This is a genomic window from Streptomyces nymphaeiformis, assembly GCF_014203895.1.
Taxonomy (GTDB): Bacteria; Actinomycetota; Actinomycetes; order Streptomycetales; family Streptomycetaceae; genus Streptomyces; species Streptomyces nymphaeiformis.
In genome coordinates, this window is sequence record NZ_JACHJY010000010.1 from 162,713 (window position 1) to 178,462 (window position 15,750).

General features: G+C 72.3%; 12 protein-coding genes. 7 read left to right on the forward strand and 5 right to left on the reverse strand.

Going from position 1 to position 15,750, the window contains the following annotated elements; genetic code table 11:
- Positions 1–118: 118 nt before the first annotated feature.
- A complete protein-coding gene (locus tag GGE06_RS31800; RefSeq protein ID WP_116161865.1) occupies positions 119–1,168 on the forward strand; it encodes an LLM class F420-dependent oxidoreductase in 1,050 nt (349 codons plus the stop codon).
- Between the two features lie 213 nt (positions 1,169–1,381).
- A complete protein-coding gene (locus tag GGE06_RS31805; RefSeq protein ID WP_184932439.1) occupies positions 1,382–2,167 on the forward strand; it encodes a ferritin-like domain-containing protein in 786 nt (261 codons plus the stop codon).
- A gap of 1 nt (position 2,168) precedes the next feature.
- Here GGE06_RS31805 and GGE06_RS31810 read toward each other — a convergent pair whose 3' ends face one another.
- On the reverse strand, positions 2,169–3,161 hold the full coding sequence (locus GGE06_RS31810) for a magnesium and cobalt transport protein CorA (RefSeq protein ID WP_116161867.1): 993 nt from the start codon (positions 3,159–3,161) through the stop codon (positions 2,169–2,171).
- Positions 3,162–3,374: 213 nt separating this feature from the next.
- On the opposite strand from GGE06_RS31810, the gene GGE06_RS31815 reads away from it, so the two are divergent.
- From GGE06_RS31815 to GGE06_RS31835, 5 genes are all read left to right on the forward strand, one after another.
- Complete coding sequence (locus tag GGE06_RS31815; protein WP_116161868.1) at positions 3,375–4,064, forward strand: histidine phosphatase family protein; 690 nt, start codon at positions 3,375–3,377, stop codon at positions 4,062–4,064.
- 67 nt (positions 4,065–4,131) lie between these two features.
- Complete coding sequence (locus tag GGE06_RS31820) at positions 4,132–4,722, forward strand: Rv2134c family protein (RefSeq protein ID WP_116161869.1); 591 nt, start codon at positions 4,132–4,134, stop codon at positions 4,720–4,722.
- Entirely contained in the window at positions 4,686–5,522 is an 837-nt protein-coding gene (locus tag GGE06_RS31825) for an Rv2133c family protein (protein ID WP_181924898.1), read from the forward strand. Before GGE06_RS31820 ends, GGE06_RS31825 begins: the two co-directional genes overlap by 37 nt.
- Before the next feature lie 217 nt (positions 5,523–5,739).
- The gene (mshC, locus tag GGE06_RS31830) at positions 5,740–6,969 is read left to right on the forward strand and encodes a cysteine--1-D-myo-inosityl 2-amino-2-deoxy-alpha-D-glucopyranoside ligase (protein ID WP_116161871.1); all 1,230 of its coding nucleotides are present in this window, start codon (positions 5,740–5,742) and stop codon (positions 6,967–6,969) included.
- Positions 6,970–7,084: 115 nt separating this feature from the next.
- Complete coding sequence (locus GGE06_RS31835; protein WP_184932440.1) at positions 7,085–10,141, forward strand: NPCBM/NEW2 domain-containing protein; 3,057 nt, start codon at positions 7,085–7,087, stop codon at positions 10,139–10,141.
- 48 nt (positions 10,142–10,189) lie between these two features.
- Here the strand turns inward: GGE06_RS31835 and GGE06_RS31840 are convergent, their stop codons facing one another.
- From GGE06_RS31840 to glpK, 4 genes are all read right to left on the reverse strand, one after another.
- The gene (locus GGE06_RS31840) at positions 10,190–11,266 is read right to left on the reverse strand and encodes a PAC2 family protein (protein ID WP_184932441.1); all 1,077 of its coding nucleotides are present in this window, start codon (positions 11,264–11,266) and stop codon (positions 10,190–10,192) included.
- A gap of 142 nt (positions 11,267–11,408) precedes the next feature.
- Entirely contained in the window at positions 11,409–12,470 is a 1,062-nt protein-coding gene (locus GGE06_RS31845) for an LLM class flavin-dependent oxidoreductase (protein WP_116161874.1), read from the reverse strand.
- Between the two features lie 101 nt (positions 12,471–12,571).
- A complete protein-coding gene (locus GGE06_RS31850; RefSeq protein ID WP_116161875.1) occupies positions 12,572–14,176 on the reverse strand; it encodes a glycerol-3-phosphate dehydrogenase/oxidase in 1,605 nt (534 codons plus the stop codon).
- 6 nt (positions 14,177–14,182) lie between these two features.
- The gene (glpK, locus tag GGE06_RS31855; RefSeq protein ID WP_116161876.1) at positions 14,183–15,715 is read right to left on the reverse strand and encodes a glycerol kinase GlpK; all 1,533 of its coding nucleotides are present in this window, start codon (positions 15,713–15,715) and stop codon (positions 14,183–14,185) included.
- Positions 15,716–15,750: the final 35 nt, after the last annotated feature.

A 15,750-nucleotide genomic window follows, 5' to 3' on the forward strand; every position in this document is an offset into this window, starting at 1 on the left:
TACTGGCCAGGGCACCACGCGGAGAGAGCCTGTGGACAACCGCGTCCTGACGGATGGCTCGTACGCGCGCTAGAGTCCCGCCCACAGAGACGTTACCGATGGGTAAGGGGTGCGTGGAATGCGGCTCGGCATCAACCTCGGCTACTGGGGCGCCGGCATGGACGGCGACAACCTCGCCGTCGCCCAGGAGGCGGACCGCCTCGGCTACGACGTCTGCTGGGCCGCCGAGGCCTACGGCTCCGACGCCCCCACCGTCCTCGCCTGGGTGGCGGCGAAGACGGAGCGGATCGACGTCGGCTCCGCGATCATGCAGATCCCGGCCCGCCAGCCCGCCATGACGGCGATGACGGCGGCCACCCTGGACTCGCTCACCGGCGGCCGCTTCCGCCTCGGCCTCGGCGTCTCCGGACCGCAGGTCTCCGAGGGCTGGTACGGCGTGAAGTTCGACAAGCCGCTCGCCCGGACCCGCGAGTACGTAGAGATCGTCCGCAAGGCCATGACCCGCGAGCGGCTCAGCTACGACGGCGAGCACTGGACCCTGCCGCTCCCCGGCGGCCCCGGCAAGCCCATCAAGCTCACGGTCCACCCGCAGCGCGAGCACATCCCGCTGTACATCGCCGCGATCGGGCCGAAGAACCTGGAGCAGACCGGCGAGATCGCCGACGGCGCCCTGCTGATCTTCCCCTCCGCCGAGCACCTGGAGGAGACCGCGCTCCGGCACCTGCGCGCGGGCCGCGAGAAGGCCGGCCTGACGATGGACGGCTTCGACGTCTGCCCGACCCTGCCGCTCGCCCTCGGCGACGACGTGACCGCGCTCGCCGACGTGTTCCGCCCGTACACCGCGCTGTACGTCGGCGGCATGGGCAGCCGGAAGCAGAACTTCTACAACCAGCTCGCGCAGCGCATGGGGTACGAGAAGGAGGCCGCCGAGATCCAGGACAAGTACCTGGCGGGCGACAAGACCGGGGCCGCCGCCGCCGTGCCCCACTCCCTGATCGACCAGACGACGCTGCTCGGCTCCGTCGAGCGGATCGCCGAGCGGATGACGGCCTACGCGGAGGCCGGGGTCACCACCCTCACCCTCGCCCCGGCCGGCTTCACCCTGGACGAGCGCCTCGCGGCCCTGCGGGCGGGCGTCGAGGCGATGGAGCACGCGGGCCTCGCCTAAGGAAAGCTCTGCGGCCGTGGTGGGGGCTCGGGGGTCTTCCCCGCCACGGCCGTCATGCAGCACAACGCGCCGCCGGGCCCCCCGGTTACGCCCGGGGGCCTCACTCTTTCGGCCGAGCCTCCACGTCCTCCTGTTGCCCGCCGCCCGGGACCCGACTTGACTCGTTCTTCCCGGACGTACCGGAGTACGGGCGTCCGCACGGAGGTGGCGGCGATGCTCACGGCCAAGGGCCTGTTCCAGGAAATCATCGACGACGACGAGTCCTTCCGGCTCTTCTGCTCCATCGCCGCGAGCGGCGAGTCCCAGGGCGGCTGGGAGAACGCCCGGATCGCGGCCCTCGTCGCGCCCGGCATGCGCGCCCTCGCGCCCAAGATCACCCGGCACGGCGCCGACGAGGACAAGCACGGCCGGATCTTCAACGCGTTGATGAAGAAGCGCGGCCTCGAACCCGTCCCCGTGCCGCCCGACACCGACTACACGATGCTGCTCGAACAGCGCGGCATCGGCCTCGCACACGAGAAGCTCCGCGCCGACCGGCCGCTGACCGAGGAGGACGTGGTCGTCTACCTCGCCCACAGCCGGGTCACGGAGGAGCGCGCCGCGGAACAGATGCAGCTGCTCGTGAAGTACTTCGGCGACCACCCGGAGCTCGGCAAGGCCATCCGGATGATCTGCAACGACGAGGACAACCACCTCGCCTACTGCCACGAGGAACTGCTCCGGCTCGCCCGCCAGGGCCACGGCCGGCTCATCCAGCGGACCCTGCGCGAGTCGGCCCTCGCCGAGATCCGGGTCTACCGCGACGTCAGCCTCGCCGTGATGCGCCACATGGGCCGCATCCTGAAGTGGCCGAAGCCCAAGGCGGCCGCCCTCGCCGCCGGGATCCACGCCGTGTACGCGTACGAGCGGGCCGCCGGCTGGCACAGGATGGTCGACCTGCGGATGCCCGAGCGGCTGGACGCCCTCGGCGGCCCCGCGGCGCCCGCGCCCGCGTTCTGACTCACAGCCAGCCGCGCCGCTTGAACACCCTGTACAGCGTGACGACGATGCCCGCCATCAGGACGATCACCGCCGGGTACGAGCCCACCCAGCGCAGCTCCGGCATGTGCTCGAAGTTCATCCCGTAGATCCCCGCGACCATCGTGGGGACCGCGGCCATGGCCGCCCAGGCCGAGATCTTCCGCATGTCGTCGTTCTGCCGGACGCCCATCTGCGCGAGGTGCGCCGACAGCATGTCGGACAGGAGCCGGTCGAGGCCCTCCACCTGCTCGTTGGAGCGCAGCAGATGGTCGTTGACGTCACGGAAGAACGGCTGCGAGCGCTCGCTGACGAACGGGAGGGACCCGGACGTCAGCCGGGCCATCGGCCCGGCCAGCGGGCCGCCCGCCCGCCGGAACTCCAGGACCTGCCGCTTCGCCGTGTAGATCCGCTCGGCGGTGTTGGACGGATTGCCGCCGGTGGGCGCGAAGACGTCCGCCTCCAGCTCCTCCAGGTCGACCTGGAGCTCGGCCGCCACGTCGAGGTAGTGGTCCACGATGGCGTCGCTCACCGCGTACAGGACCGACGTCGGCCCGTGCTTCAGGACCTCCGGGTCGGCCTCCAGGCGCCGGCGGACCTCCGCGAGCGGCGCGCCCTCGCCGTGCCGGACGGTCACGGCGAACGAGTCGCCCATGAACACCATGAGCTCGCCCGTGGACACCCGGTCGCTCTCCGGCTCGTACACGACCGGCTTGAGCACCACGAAGAGCGAGTCGTCGTAGACCTCCAGCTTGGGCCGCTGATGGGCCTTCAAGGCGTCCTCGACGGCCAGCGGGTGCAGCGCGAACTCCGAGGCGACATGGTCGAACTCCGCCTCCGAGGGCTCGTGCAGCCCCACCCACAGGAACGCGTCCCCCGTCGCCCGCGCCTCCGCCAGGGCATCGGAGAGGTCGGCGGGCCCGTCCGTACGGCGCCCGTCCCGGTAGATGGCAGAGTCCACGATCACGCGGCGCATTCTGCCCCGACACACCCCCACCACGCACGCGCCCGGGGAACCCGGCCCGGGTGGACACGGCCACGCGCGCGTGGGGCACCCGGCCCGATGGACACCGGCACGCATCCGCGTGGGGTGCCCGGGTCCCGTGCGCACGGCGCACACGCGTGCGGCCGACCCCGGGCGTCCCGCACGCCCGCACCCTCCGTACCCGCACCGCCTAGGCTGGCCCGCATGGCCACGTTGATCCTCGTCCGGCACGGACGTTCCACCGCCAACACCTCCGGGGTCCTCGCCGGGCGCACGCCCGGGATCGCGCTCGACGAGCGGGGGGCCGCGCAGGCCGCCGCGCTGCCCGGGCGCCTCGCGGACGTGCCGCTCGCCGCGGCCGTCACCAGCCCGCTCCAGCGCTGCCGCGAGACCCTGCGCCCGCTCCTCGACGCCCGCCCCGGCCTCCCGCTGCACGTCGAGGACCGGATCAGCGAGTGCGACTACGGCGACTGGTCGGGCCGCAAGCTGGCGGAGCTCAACGACGAGCCGCTGATGGAGATCGTCCAGGCGCACGCCTCCGCCGCCGCCTTCCCCGGCGGCGAGTCCATGCGCGCCATGCAGAACCGCGCCGTCGAGGCCGTCCGCGACTGGAACGCCCGGATCGAGTCCGAGCACGGCGAGGACGCCACGTACGTCATGTGCTCCCACGGGGACATCGTGAAGGCGATCGTCGCCGACGCCCTCGGGCTCCACCTCGACCTCTTCCAGCGCATCCACGTCGACCCCTGCTCGGTCACCGCGATCCGCTACACGCGCCTGCGTCCCTTCCTCCTCCGCCTCGGCGACACCGGGGACTTCGCCGGCTTCGCGCCCCGGGAGCACCCCGGCGGCAGCGGGGCCGCGGAGGTGGGTGGTGGTGCGGGCGCACCGTGATCCCTTTGCGCAGTAGGGTGGACGCGCCGCTGTAGTACGACTGTCGAGACTCAAGGGAGCCGGGAACGTGTCCCGTCAGGTGTTCCTCTACGACCCACCGGAGCGTTTCGTGGCCGGCACGGTCGGGCTGCCTGGCCGCCGTACCTTCTTCCTCCAGGCGTCCGCCGGCGGCCGGGTCACCAGCGTCGCCCTGGAGAAGACGCAGGTGGCGGCCCTCGCCGAGCGCATGGACGAACTCCTCGACGAGGTCGTCCGCCGCACCGGGGGCAACGCGCCCGTGCCCGCCGTCGCCCCCGCGGAGATCGCGGACACCGCCCCCCTCGACGTGCCCGTCGAGGAGGAGTTCAGGGTCGGCACCATGGCCCTCGCCTGGGACGGCGAGGAGCAGCGCATGATCGTCGAGGCGCAGGCGCTCGTCGAGCTCGACGCGGATTCCGAGGAGGACCTCGCGGAGGCGGAGGAGCGGCTGCTCCAGGACGAGGAGAACGGCCCGCCGATGCTCCGGGTCCGCCTCAGCGGCGCCCAGGCCCGGGCCTTCGCCAAGCGGGCCCTGGACGTCGTCAACGCCGGCCGGCCGCCGTGCCCGCTGTGCAGCCTGCCGCTCGACCCCGAGGGGCACGTCTGCCCGCGCCAGAACGGATACCGCCGCGGAGCATGAGCAGCCCCGAGAGCCCGCGCGACACGGAGCTGCTCGCGCGCGGTGAGCTGACCGTGCGCGGCCAGATCCGCGAGGCGTCGAACGCCGTGCTGTACTGCTCCGTCGCCCATGAGGGCCGGGAAGCCGCCTGCGTGTACAAGCCGGTCGCGGGGGAGCAGCCCCTGTGGGACTTCCCCGACGGCACCCTGGCCCAGCGCGAGGTCGCCGCGTACGAGATCTCCGAGGCCACCGGCTGGGGCCTGGTCCCGCCGACCGTGCTCCGCGACGGTCCGTACGGGGAGGGCATGGTCCAGCTGTGGATCGAGGCCGACCCCGGGGCGCAGCTCCTGGCGCTCACCGAGGACGAGGAGGCGGGCGAGGGCTGGAAGGCCGTGGGGCCCGCGCAGATCGACGAGGAGCGCACCGCGCTCCTCGTCCACGCGGACACCCCGGAGCTGCGCCGGCTCGCCGTCCTGGACGCCGTCATCAACAACGGCGACCGCAAGGGCGGCCATCTGCTGCCGGCCCCGGGCGGGCGGCTGTACGGCATCGACCACGGGGTGACGTTCCACGTCGACGACAAGCTGCGCACCCTGCTGTGGGGCTGGGCGGGCGAGGAACTGCCCGCGGAGGCGGCCGGCGTGCTCGACGGGCTCGGCCGCTCCCTGGCCCCGGGAGGGCCGCTCGCCACCCGACTGGCGGAACTCCTGACGGAAGCCGAGGTCGAGGCCGTACGCGCCCGCGTGAAGGCCCTCCGCGCCACCGGCCGCCACCCGGAACCCTCGGGCCGGTGGCCCGCGATCCCCTGGCCGCCGGTCTGAGGCCTCGGTCACACCGCGGACCGTCCCGGCCCGCCCCCGGCCCCACCAGGGACGGTGCCGGTCGCGCCCGTGACCGAAGGTTTTCGGCCACACCTCGCCGAGGGGTGTGAACCCCTGGGGGGTACGCACGCGAGCCTCCGACCCGCAAGAGCGCCTAATCGGTCAAGATCCCGGATCCGGTTCGTATCCGGAACACCTGTCCGGTTACGCTCGGGTCATGCATGCCTGGCCCGCTTCTGAGGTCCCCGCCCTTCCCGGCAAGGGCCGCGACCTCCGGATCCACGACACCGCGACCGGTGGACGAGTGACCCTCGCCCCCGGCCCCGTCGCCCGTATCTACGTCTGCGGCATCACGCCGTACGACGCGACCCACATGGGTCACGCGGCGACCTACAACGCGTTCGACCTCGTTCAGCGCGTGTGGCTCGACACCAAGCGGCAGGTGCACTACGTCCAGAACGTGACGGACGTGGACGACCCGCTCCTGGAGCGCGCGATCCGCGACGGCATCGACTGGGTCGGCCTCGCCGAGCGCGAGACCGCCCTGTTCCGCGAGGACATGACCGCCCTGCGGATGCTGCCCCCGCAGCACTACATCGGTGCGGTCGAGGCCATACCCGGCATCATCCCGCTCGTCGAGCGCCTCCGGGACTCCGGCGCCGCCTACGAGCTGGACGGCGACATCTACTTCTCCGTCGAGGCCGACCCGCACTTCGGCCAGGTGTCGAACTACGACACCGAGCTGATGCGCCACCTCTCCGCCGAGCGCGGCGGCGACCCGGACCGCCCGGGCAAGAAGAACCCGCTCGACCCGATGCTCTGGATGGCCGCCCGCGAGGGCGAGCCGAGCTGGGACGGCGGCAGCCTGGGCGCCGGCCGCCCCGGCTGGCACATCGAGTGCGTCGCCATCGCCCTGGACCACCTCGGCATGGGCTTCGACGTGCAGGGCGGCGGCTCCGACCTGATCTTCCCGCACCACGAGATGGGCGCCTCCCACGCCCAGGCCCTCACGGGCGAGTTCCCCATGGCCAAGGCGTACGTCCACGCCGGCATGGTCGCCCTGCACGGCGAGAAGATGTCGAAGTCCAAGGGCAACCTGGTCTTCGTCTCCCGGCTCCGCCGCGACGGCGTCGACCCGGCCGCGATCCGGCTCGCGCTGCTCTCGCACCGCTACCGCGACGACTGGGAGTGGACCGACCAGGTCCTGGAGACGGCCGTGGAGCGGCTCGGCCGCTGGCGCGCCGCCGTCTCGCGCCCCGACGGCCCGTCCGCCGACGCGCTCGTCGAGGAGCTCCGCGAGGCCCTCTCCGACGACCTGGACACGCCCACCGCGCTGGCCGCGGTCGACCGCTGGGCGGTGCTCCAGACGGCCGAGGGCGGCACGGACGAGTCCGCCCCCGGTCTCGTCTCGCGCGCCGTCGACGCCCTCCTGGGTGTCGCCCTGTAGCACCCTCCGGGGAGCAACTTCCTTTTGTGCAACCGCCCTTGGACTTCCTGACGAAGTCCGGGGGCGGTTCCTTTTTGTCCTGTCCCCATGCTCGAATCTGCGCTAAAGAAGCCCCATGCAATCATCAATGCGCATGAGAGCAGCAGCCGTCGGTGCACTCCTCGGGTTCGTCGCCACCCTCGCGGGACCCGGTGCCACCGCCACGGCCGCGCCGTCCGACACCACCGTCGGCGAGGTCACTGGCTTCGCCGCCGACGGGGCCGTCTACCGGCTGACCGCCGGCCACACGGAGGCCCGCGTCTCCTTCGTCACCGCCGACACCTTCCGCATCGAACTCGCCCCCGACGGGAAGTTCACCGACCCCACCGGCAGCGACATCACGCTGCCCCAGGGCCCGCCCCCGGCCACCCACTGGCGCGACCTCGGCGACCGGTACGAGCTCGCCACCGCCGAGGTGACCCTGCGCGCCACCAAGTCGCCCCTGCGCTTCTCGGCCGTACGCGCCGACGGCACCCCGCTCTGGACCGAGACCCAGGGCCTCACCTGGAACCAGGACCGCACCGTCCAGACCCTCGCCCGCGGCGCCGACGAGCAGTTCTACGGCGCCGGCATGCAGAACGGCCGCGGCAACACCTCCCACCGCGGCAAGACCGTCGAGGTCGGCGTCGACTACAACTGGAACGACGGCGGCCACCCCAACTCCGTCCCCTTCTACCTCTCCTCCGCCGGCTACGGCGTCTACCGCAACACCTACGCCCCCAACACGTACGTGTTCGGCGAGCCCGTCACCACCACCGCCCGCGAACAGCGCTTCGACGCCTACTACTTCACCGGTGACGGGAAGGACGCCGTCAAGGACGTCATCGGCCAGTACACCCGGCTCACCGGCAAGCCCTTCATGCCGCCCGTGTACGGCCTGGAGATCGGCGACTCCGACTGCTACCTGCACAACGCCAACCGGGGCGAGCGCCACACCCTCGACGCCCTGAAGGTCGCCGACGGCTACGTCGCGAACGACATGCCCAACGGCTGGATGCTCGTCAACGACGGCTACGGCTGCGGCTACGAGAACCTCGCCGAGACCACCGCGGGCCTCGGCGAGCGGGACATGAAGCTCGGCCTGTGGACCGAGGACGGCATCGACAAGCTCGCCGACCAGGTCAAGGCCGGCCAGCGGGTCGCCAAGCTCGACGTCGCCTGGGTCGGCTCCGGCTACAAGTTCGCCCTCGACGGCTGCAAGGACGCCCACGCCGGCATCGAGGCCAACAGCGACGCCCGCGGCTTCACCTGGGCCCCCGAGAGCTGGTCCGGCGCCCAGCGCTGCGGCGTGCAGTGGTCCGGCGACCAGTCCGGCAGCTGGGAGTACATCCGCTGGCAGATCCCCACCTACGCGGGCGCGTCCATGTCCGGACTCGCCTACACCACCGGTGACGTCGACGGCATCTTCGGCGGCAGCGCCAAGACGTACACCCGCGACCTCCAGTGGAAGACGTTCCTGCCCGTCACCATGACCATGGACGGCTGGGCCGCCAACGACAAGCAGCCCTTCCGGTACGGAGAGCCGTACACCACGATCAACCGCGCCTCGCTCAAGCTCCACGAGGCCCTGCTCCCGTACATCTACAGCCACGCGTACCGGGCCACGAAGACCGGCGTCGGCCTCGCCCGGCCGCTCGCCCTGGAGTACCCGGACGACCCGAAGGCCGCGACCGAGGCCGCGAAGTACGAGTTCCTCAGCGGCGAGGACTTCCTCGTCGCACCCGTCTACCGGGACGCGGTGGAGCGCGACGGCATCTACCTGCCGAAGGGCACCTGGATCGACTACTGGAACGGGCGCGTCCACGAAGGCCCCGTCACCCTCGACCACTACAGCGCCCCGCTCGACACCCTGCCCCTCTTCGTACGGGCCGGGGCGGCCGTCCCCATGTGGCCCGGCTCCGTCCGCTCCTACCAGGACCGCGCCCCCGGCGACCCGATCGCCTGGGACGTCTACCCGAAGGGCAGCTCCTCCTTCGAGCTGTACGAGGACGACGGCGTCACCCGCGAGCACCGCACCGGGAGGTACGCCACCCAGCGCGCCGACGTCGGCGCGCCGGAGGCCGGCCGCGGCGACGTCACCGTCCGCGTCGGCGCCAGTACCGGCTCGTACACCGGCAAGCCCGCCGCCCGGCCGTACGCCTTCACCGTCCACACCGGCGACGCCCCCGACGCGGTGAAGCTCGACGGGCGCCCGCTGCCCGCCCTCACCTCCCGCGCCGCCTTCGACGCCGCCGCACAGGGCTGGTGGTACGACCGCGACGAGCGCGGGGGAGTGGTCCGGGTCAAGACCGCCGCCCTGTCCACCGACCGCGCCTTCGAGCTGCGGCTGACCGGGACCAGCGCCGTCGGCGGGGCCGTCCCCGGCGCCTCCGCCGTCCTCGCCGCCCCCACCGGGCAGGAGCTCGGCGCCGGCACGCCCGGCACCGTCGCCGTGGACGTCACCGCGGGCACCCGGGACGCCACCGACGTACGGGTCTCCCTGGACGCCCCGGCGGGCTGGCAGGTCACCCCGGCCGCCCCGATCGCCCGCGTCCCGGCCGGCACCACCCGCCGGGTCGAGGTCGCCGTCACCCCGGCGGCGGACGCGAAGCCCGGCGAGGCCACCCTCACCGCGACCGCCCGCCACCGCGCCGCGGGCACCGACCGCACGGCCGTCCAGCGGTTCGCGGTCGGCGCGATGCCCCCGGCACCGACGGCCGACGCCTGGGCGAGCGACCTCGCCTGGCTGCGCGCGACCAACGGCTGGGGACCGGCCGAACGCGACCGCTCCAACGGCGAGTCCGCCGCCGGCGACGGCCACGCCCTCACCCTGGCCGGGCAGACCTACGCGAAGGGCATCGGCGCCCACGCCGACTCCGACATCGAGGTCTACCTCGGCGGCCGCTGCACCACCTTCACCGCCGACGTCGGCATCGACGACGAGATCAACGGCTACGGGGACGTGGCCTTCTCCGTCGAGGCCGACGGCCGGGTCCTGTGGACCTCGCCCCGGCTCACCGGGGCCTCCGCGACCCTGCCCGTGAACGTCGACGTGACCGGCGCCAAGCACGTCCGGCTGAAGATCACGGACACCAACGGGTCGAAGAGCGGCGACCACGGCGACTGGGCGGCGGCCCGCTTCGGCTGCGCCTGACGCACGAACGGGAGGGGCGCCCTCGGGCACCCCTCCCGTTCCGTCCGTCTACTCTCCGGTCTCGCCGTCGGGCCCTTCGCCGGATTCCTCGGAAGGACCTTCGTCGGCGTCCGTTCCGGCATCCGTCCCGGCATCCGTCCCGGCGTCCGTCCCGGCATCCGTCCCGGCGTCCGCCCCCGGCACCGACTCCGGGCCCGGCTGCTCCGGCTTCGGCGGCCGCGTCCGGCCGCTCCCGGGGTCCCGCAGGAACTCGCCGCCCTCGGTCGCGACCCCCGGGCCCGTGCCCGGCTCGCGCCGCCGCAGATAGCGCTCGAACTCGCGGGCGATCGCCTCGCCCGAGGCCTCCGGCAGCTCCGCCGTGTCCCGCGCCTCCTCCAGGGTCTGCACGTACTCGGCGACCTCGCTGTCCTCGGCGGCCAGCTGGTCCACGCCCAGCTGCCAGGCCCGCGCGTCCTCCGGCAGCTCGCCCAGCGGGATGCGCAGCCCGATCAGGTCCTCCAGGCGGTTGAGCAGCGCCAGGGTCGCCTTCGGGTTCGGCGGCTGCGACACGTAGTGCGGCACCGCCGCCCACAGGCTCACCGCCGGCACGCCCGCGTGCGTGCACGCCTCCTGGAGGATGCCCACGATGCCCGTCGGGCCCTCGTACCGGGTCTCCTCCAGGTCCATCGTCCGCGCCAGGTCGGGATCGGAGGTCACTCCGCTGACCGGGACCGGACGGGTGTGCGGGGTGTCCCCGAGCAGCGCGCCCAGGATCACCACCATCTCCACGCCCAGCTCGTGCGCGAAGCCCAGCAGCTCGTTGCAGAAGGAGCGCCAGCGCATCGACGGCTCGATCCCGCGCACGAGCACCAGGTCGCGGGGCTTCTCGCCGCCGACCCGGACCACGGAGAGCCGGGTCGTCGGCCAGGTGATCTTCCGGACGCCGTTGTCCAGGAAGACGGTGGGCCGGTTGACCTGGAAGTCGTAGTAGTCCTCGGCGTCGAGCGCCGCGAAGACCTCGCCCTTCCATTCCCGGTCCAGGTGGGCGACCGCGGTGGAGGCGGCGTCGCCGGCGTCGTTCCAGCCCTCGAACGCGGCCACCATGACCGGGTCGATCAGCTCGGGTACCCCCTCGAGCTCGATCACCCAGCGCCTCCTTATTCGAAGTTCCTGTCGTACGGCCCCACCTTACGGCTTTCCGGCGGGCCGCCCGCAGTCCCGGGACGTCCCCGAAAACCCGTGCGGCCTTGATCGACTACCCAGGAACTCGCCTCCGCACACGGCGGAGTCACTCCTCCCACAGGGTGCTCGGCGCCTCCCTCCGCACCACCGGCGCGATCTCCTCGGCGAAGCGCTGGAGGGTCTCCTGCTGCTCGGCCGTCGACTGGCCGAAGGCGTCGACCGTGACGGACTGCAGGTCGTGCCCGTAGTGCGCGTGCCAGCCGAGGATCTTGTCGATGATCTGCTGCGGCGAGCCGATCAGCTGGGGGCCGTCCGCGACGGCGTCCTCGATCGTGCGGAACGGGGTGTTGTACCCGGCCTTGCCCTCCAGGTCCGGCCTGAAGCTCTGCCGCACCTTCGCCTCGTACAGCTCCTTGTACCGGGCGATCGCCTGCTCGGGGGTGTCGGCGATGAGCAGCCCCCCGGAACCGGCCGCCACGCGCGCGTGGGCCGGATCGTGCCCGTACTCCTCGAACTTCTCGCGGTAGTGGGCGATGAGTCGCGTGTACGCCTCGCGCGGCTGGATCGCGTTGGCGGTGAAGAGCGGATCGCCGTGCTTGGCCGCGAGCTCGGGGGAGCGGAGGCTGGTGGCCGAGCCGTGCCAGATCCGGGGCGGACCGGCGTACGGCCGGGGGACCGTGGTCACGTTCTTCAGCGGCGGCCGGAACTCTCCCTCCCAGTCGACGCCCTCCTCCGTCCAGAGCCGGCGAAGGAGCTCGTACTTCTCCTTCTGGAGGTCCCACTGCCGCTCCTCGTCCAGGCCGAAGAGGTCGAAGTGGCCGGCCTCCGCGCCCTTGCCGACGACGAGTTCGAGCCGGCCCCGGGAGAGCTGGTCGAGCGTCGCGTAGTCCTCGGCGACCCGGACGGGGTCGAGGATCGCGACGACGGTGACACCGGTGAGCAGCCTGATCCGGCGGGTGCGGGCGGCCAGCGCGGCCAGCAGCACGGTCGGGGAGGAGGAGAGGAACGCGCCCGCGTGCCGCTCGCCGACCGCGTACGCGTCGAAGCCGAGGCGTTCGGCGGTCTCGCCGAGGGTGACGACCTGCTCCAACCGGTCGGCGGCGGACAGCAGTTCGCCGGTGATCGGGTGCGGGGAGTGGTGGACGATCGAGAGCACCTGAAACTTCATGCACCCCACTCTGCGCGCCGAGTGTTGCGGCCGTGTGGACGGCGCATGGCACGCGTCAGGGGCGGCCCCTCGAAGAGGAACCGCCCCTGCGCACGCGGGAGTTACTTCCGCAGCATCGACTCGACGCCGGCGCGGATCTCGTCCGTCGCGAGACCGCGGATGGTCAGGGTCGTACGGCGGCGCAGCACGTCGTCCGCCGTCTCGGCCCACTCGTGGTCGCGGGCGTAGGCGACCTGCGCCCAGATCTCCGGCGCGTCCGGGTGGATCCGGCGGGCGAGCTCCGGGTCCTCGTTCGCCATGCGGGCGATGTCGAAGGAGAGCGAGCCGTAGTGCGTGGCCAGGTGCTTGGCGGTGTCGGCGGCCATCCGGGGACCGGGCGCCGGGCCGTCGACGAGCAGCCGGTGGGCGACCGCGTTCGGGTTGGCTATGCCGGGCAGCGGCAGCCGCTTCGGCAGCGCCGACACCGGCTCGTAGTCCTCGCCGAGCGGGCGGCCGGGGAGCTGCTCCAGCTTCTTCATGACCGTGCGGCCGATGTGGCGGAAGGTCGTCCACTTGCCGCCGGCCACCGACAGCATGCCGCCGCGACCCTCGGTGACGACCGTCTCGCGCTTGGCCTTGGACGTGTCGCCGGGACCGCCCGGGAGCACCCGCAGACCGGCGAAGGAGTACGTGATCAGGTCGCGGGAGAGCTGCTGGTCGCGGATGGAGAAGGCGGCCTCGTCCAGGATCTGGGCGGTGTCCTTCTCGGTGACCTCGACCTGGCCGGGGTCGCCCTCGTACTCCTCGTCGGTGGTGCCGAGGAGCAGCATGTCCTCCCAGGGGAGGGCGAAGGTGATGCGGTACTTGTCGATCGGGGTGGCCAGCGCGGCCTTCCACGGGGAGGTCCGCTTGAGGACCAGGTGCGCGCCCTTGGAGAGGCGGATGGAGGGGGCCGCGTTCGGGTCCTCCATCTTGCGCAGGTGGTCGACCCACGGGCCGGTCGCGTTCAGCACGAGACGGGCGTCGACGCCGAACTCGTCGCCGGTGGTGCGGTCCTTCAGCTCCGCGCCGGTGACCCGGCCGCGGGTGAAGCGGAGCCCGGTGACCTCGGCGTGGTTGAGGACGGTGGCGCCGGCGTCGACGGCGGCGCGGACGGTCATGAGCGCCATCCGGGCGTCGTTCATCTGGTCGTCGCCGTAGACGGCGACGGCCTTCAGGTTGTCGGTGCGCAGCTCCGGCACGTCCTGGGCGGCCTTGGCGGGGGAGAGCAGGTGCCCGACGCCGTCGCCGAAGGCCGAGAGGGCGCTGTAGGCGAAGACGCCGGCGCCGAGCTTGGCCGCGCCGTGCGGGCCGCCCTTGTAGACGGGCAGGTAGAAGGTGAGCGGGTTGGCGAGGTGCGGTGCCACCTGGCGGGAGACCGCACGCCGCTCGAAGTGGTTCTCCGCCACCAGCTTCACCGCGCCGGTCTGCAGGTAGCGCAGGCCGCCGTGGAGGAGCTTGGAGGAGGCGGAGGAGGTGGCGCCGGCGAAGTCGCCGGCGTCCACCAGGGCCACCCGCAGGCCCGACTGCGCGGCGTGCCAGGCGGTGGAGATGCCCAGGATGCCGCCGCCGATCACCAGGAGGTCGTACGTCGCCTTGGAAAGCTGTTCCCGGGTCTCGGCGCGGCTCGGCAGGGAACCGGCAGCCGGGTGCGTCCCGAGGGCAGGGACGCTCTGCAGGGTGGTCATCTCGTATTACTCCTCGGTCGAATCATCGAGCCAGCCCATGGAGCGTTCGACGGCCTTGAGCCAGCTCTTGTACTCGCGGTCACGCTTGTCGGCGTCCATGCGAGGGGTCCATTCCGCCGCCCGGCGCCAGTTGGCGCGCAGCGCGTCGGTGTCCGGCCAGAAGCCGACGGCCAGACCGGCGGCGTAGGCGGCGCCGAGGCAGGTGGTCTCGGCGACCATCGGACGCACGACGGGCGCGTCCAGGAAGTCCGAGAGGGTCTGCATCAGCAGGTTGTTGGAGGTCATGCCGCCGTCGACCTTGAGCGCGGTCAGCTCGACGCCGGAGTCCTTCGTCATGGCGTCGGTGATCTCGCGGGTCTGCCAGGCGGTGGCCTCCAGGACGGCGCGGGCGATGTGCGCCTTGGTGACGTACCGGGTGAGGCCGGCGATGACGCCGCGGGCGTCGGAGCGCCAGTACGGGGCGAACAGGCCGGAGAAGGCCGGCACGAAGTAGGCGCCGCCGTTGTCCTCGACCGAGGACGCGAGGGTCTCGATCTCGGCGGCGGACTTGATCAGGCCCATCTGGTCGCGCATCCACTGCACCAGGGAACCGGTGACGGCGATCGAGCCCTCCAGGGCGTAGACCGGCTTCGCGTCGCCGATCTGGTAGCCGACCGTGGTCAGCAGGCCGCTGTAGGAGTTGATGATCTTGTCGCCGGTGTTCATCAGCATGAAGGTGCCGGTGCCGTACGTGGACTTGGCCTCGCCCTCGGCGAAACACGTCTGGCCGAACAGGGCGGCCTGCTGGTCGCCGAGCGCGGAGGCGACCGGGACGCCGTCGAGGATGCCGCCCTTGACCGTGCCGTACACCTCGGCGGAGGAGCGGATCTCCGGCAGCACGGCGGCCGGGATCTCCATGGACTGCAGGATCTTCTCGTCCCAGGTCATGGTGTGGAGGTTCATCAGCATGGTGCGGGAGGCGTTGGTGACGTCGGTGACGTGGTGGCCGCCGTCGACGCCGCCCGTGAGGTTCCAGATGACCCAGGAGTCCATGGTGCCGAAGAGGATGTCGCCGCGCTCGGCGCGCTCGCGCAGGCCCTCGACGTTGTCGAGCAGCCAGCGGACCTTCGGGCCGGAGAAGTAGCTCGCGAGGGGCAGGCCGGTCTCGCGGCGGAAGCGGTCCTGGCCGACGTTGCGGCCGAGCTCCTTGCAGAGGGCGTCGGTGCGGGTGTCCTGCCAGACGAGGGCGTTGTGGACGGGCTCACCGGTGTTCTTGTCCCAGAGCAGCGTGGTCTCGCGCTGGTTGGTGATGCCGATGGCCTTGACGTCCGCGGCGGTGATGTTGCCCTTCTCCAGGGCGCCGGCGACGACCTCCTGGACGTTGGCCCAGATCTCGGCGGCGTCGTGCTCGACCCAGCCCGGCTTCGGGAAGATCTGCTCGTGCTCCTTCTGGTCGACCGAGACGATCCGGCCGTCCTTGTCGAAGACGATGCAGCGCGAGGAGGTGGTGCCCTGGTCGATGGCCGCGATGAAGGGGCCGGAGGTGTGTGCGTCGGTCACGGTGTGCTCCAAGGGAAGTCTGGAAGAAGGACGGC

Bases quoted from the DNA above. Each gene is read 5' to 3' on its own strand.
- GGE06_RS31835 (WP_184932440.1), top strand. From the start codon at position 7,085: ATGCAATCATCAATGCGCATGAGAGCAGCAGCCGTCGGTGCACTCCTC.
- GGE06_RS31815 (WP_116161868.1), top strand. From the start codon at position 3,375: ATGGCCACGTTGATCCTCGTCCGGCACGGACGTTCCACCGCCAACACC.
- GGE06_RS31805 (WP_184932439.1), top strand. From the start codon at position 1,382: ATGCTCACGGCCAAGGGCCTGTTCCAGGAAATCATCGACGACGACGAG.
- mshC (WP_116161871.1), top strand. From the start codon at position 5,740: ATGCATGCCTGGCCCGCTTCTGAGGTCCCCGCCCTTCCCGGCAAGGGC.
- GGE06_RS31850 (WP_116161875.1), bottom strand. From the start codon at position 14,176: ATGACCACCCTGCAGAGCGTCCCTGCCCTCGGGACGCACCCGGCTGCC.
- GGE06_RS31800 (WP_116161865.1), top strand. From the start codon at position 119: ATGCGGCTCGGCATCAACCTCGGCTACTGGGGCGCCGGCATGGACGGC.
- GGE06_RS31810 (WP_116161867.1), bottom strand. From the start codon at position 3,161: ATGCGCCGCGTGATCGTGGACTCTGCCATCTACCGGGACGGGCGCCGT.
- GGE06_RS31845 (WP_116161874.1), bottom strand. From the start codon at position 12,470: ATGAAGTTTCAGGTGCTCTCGATCGTCCACCACTCCCCGCACCCGATC.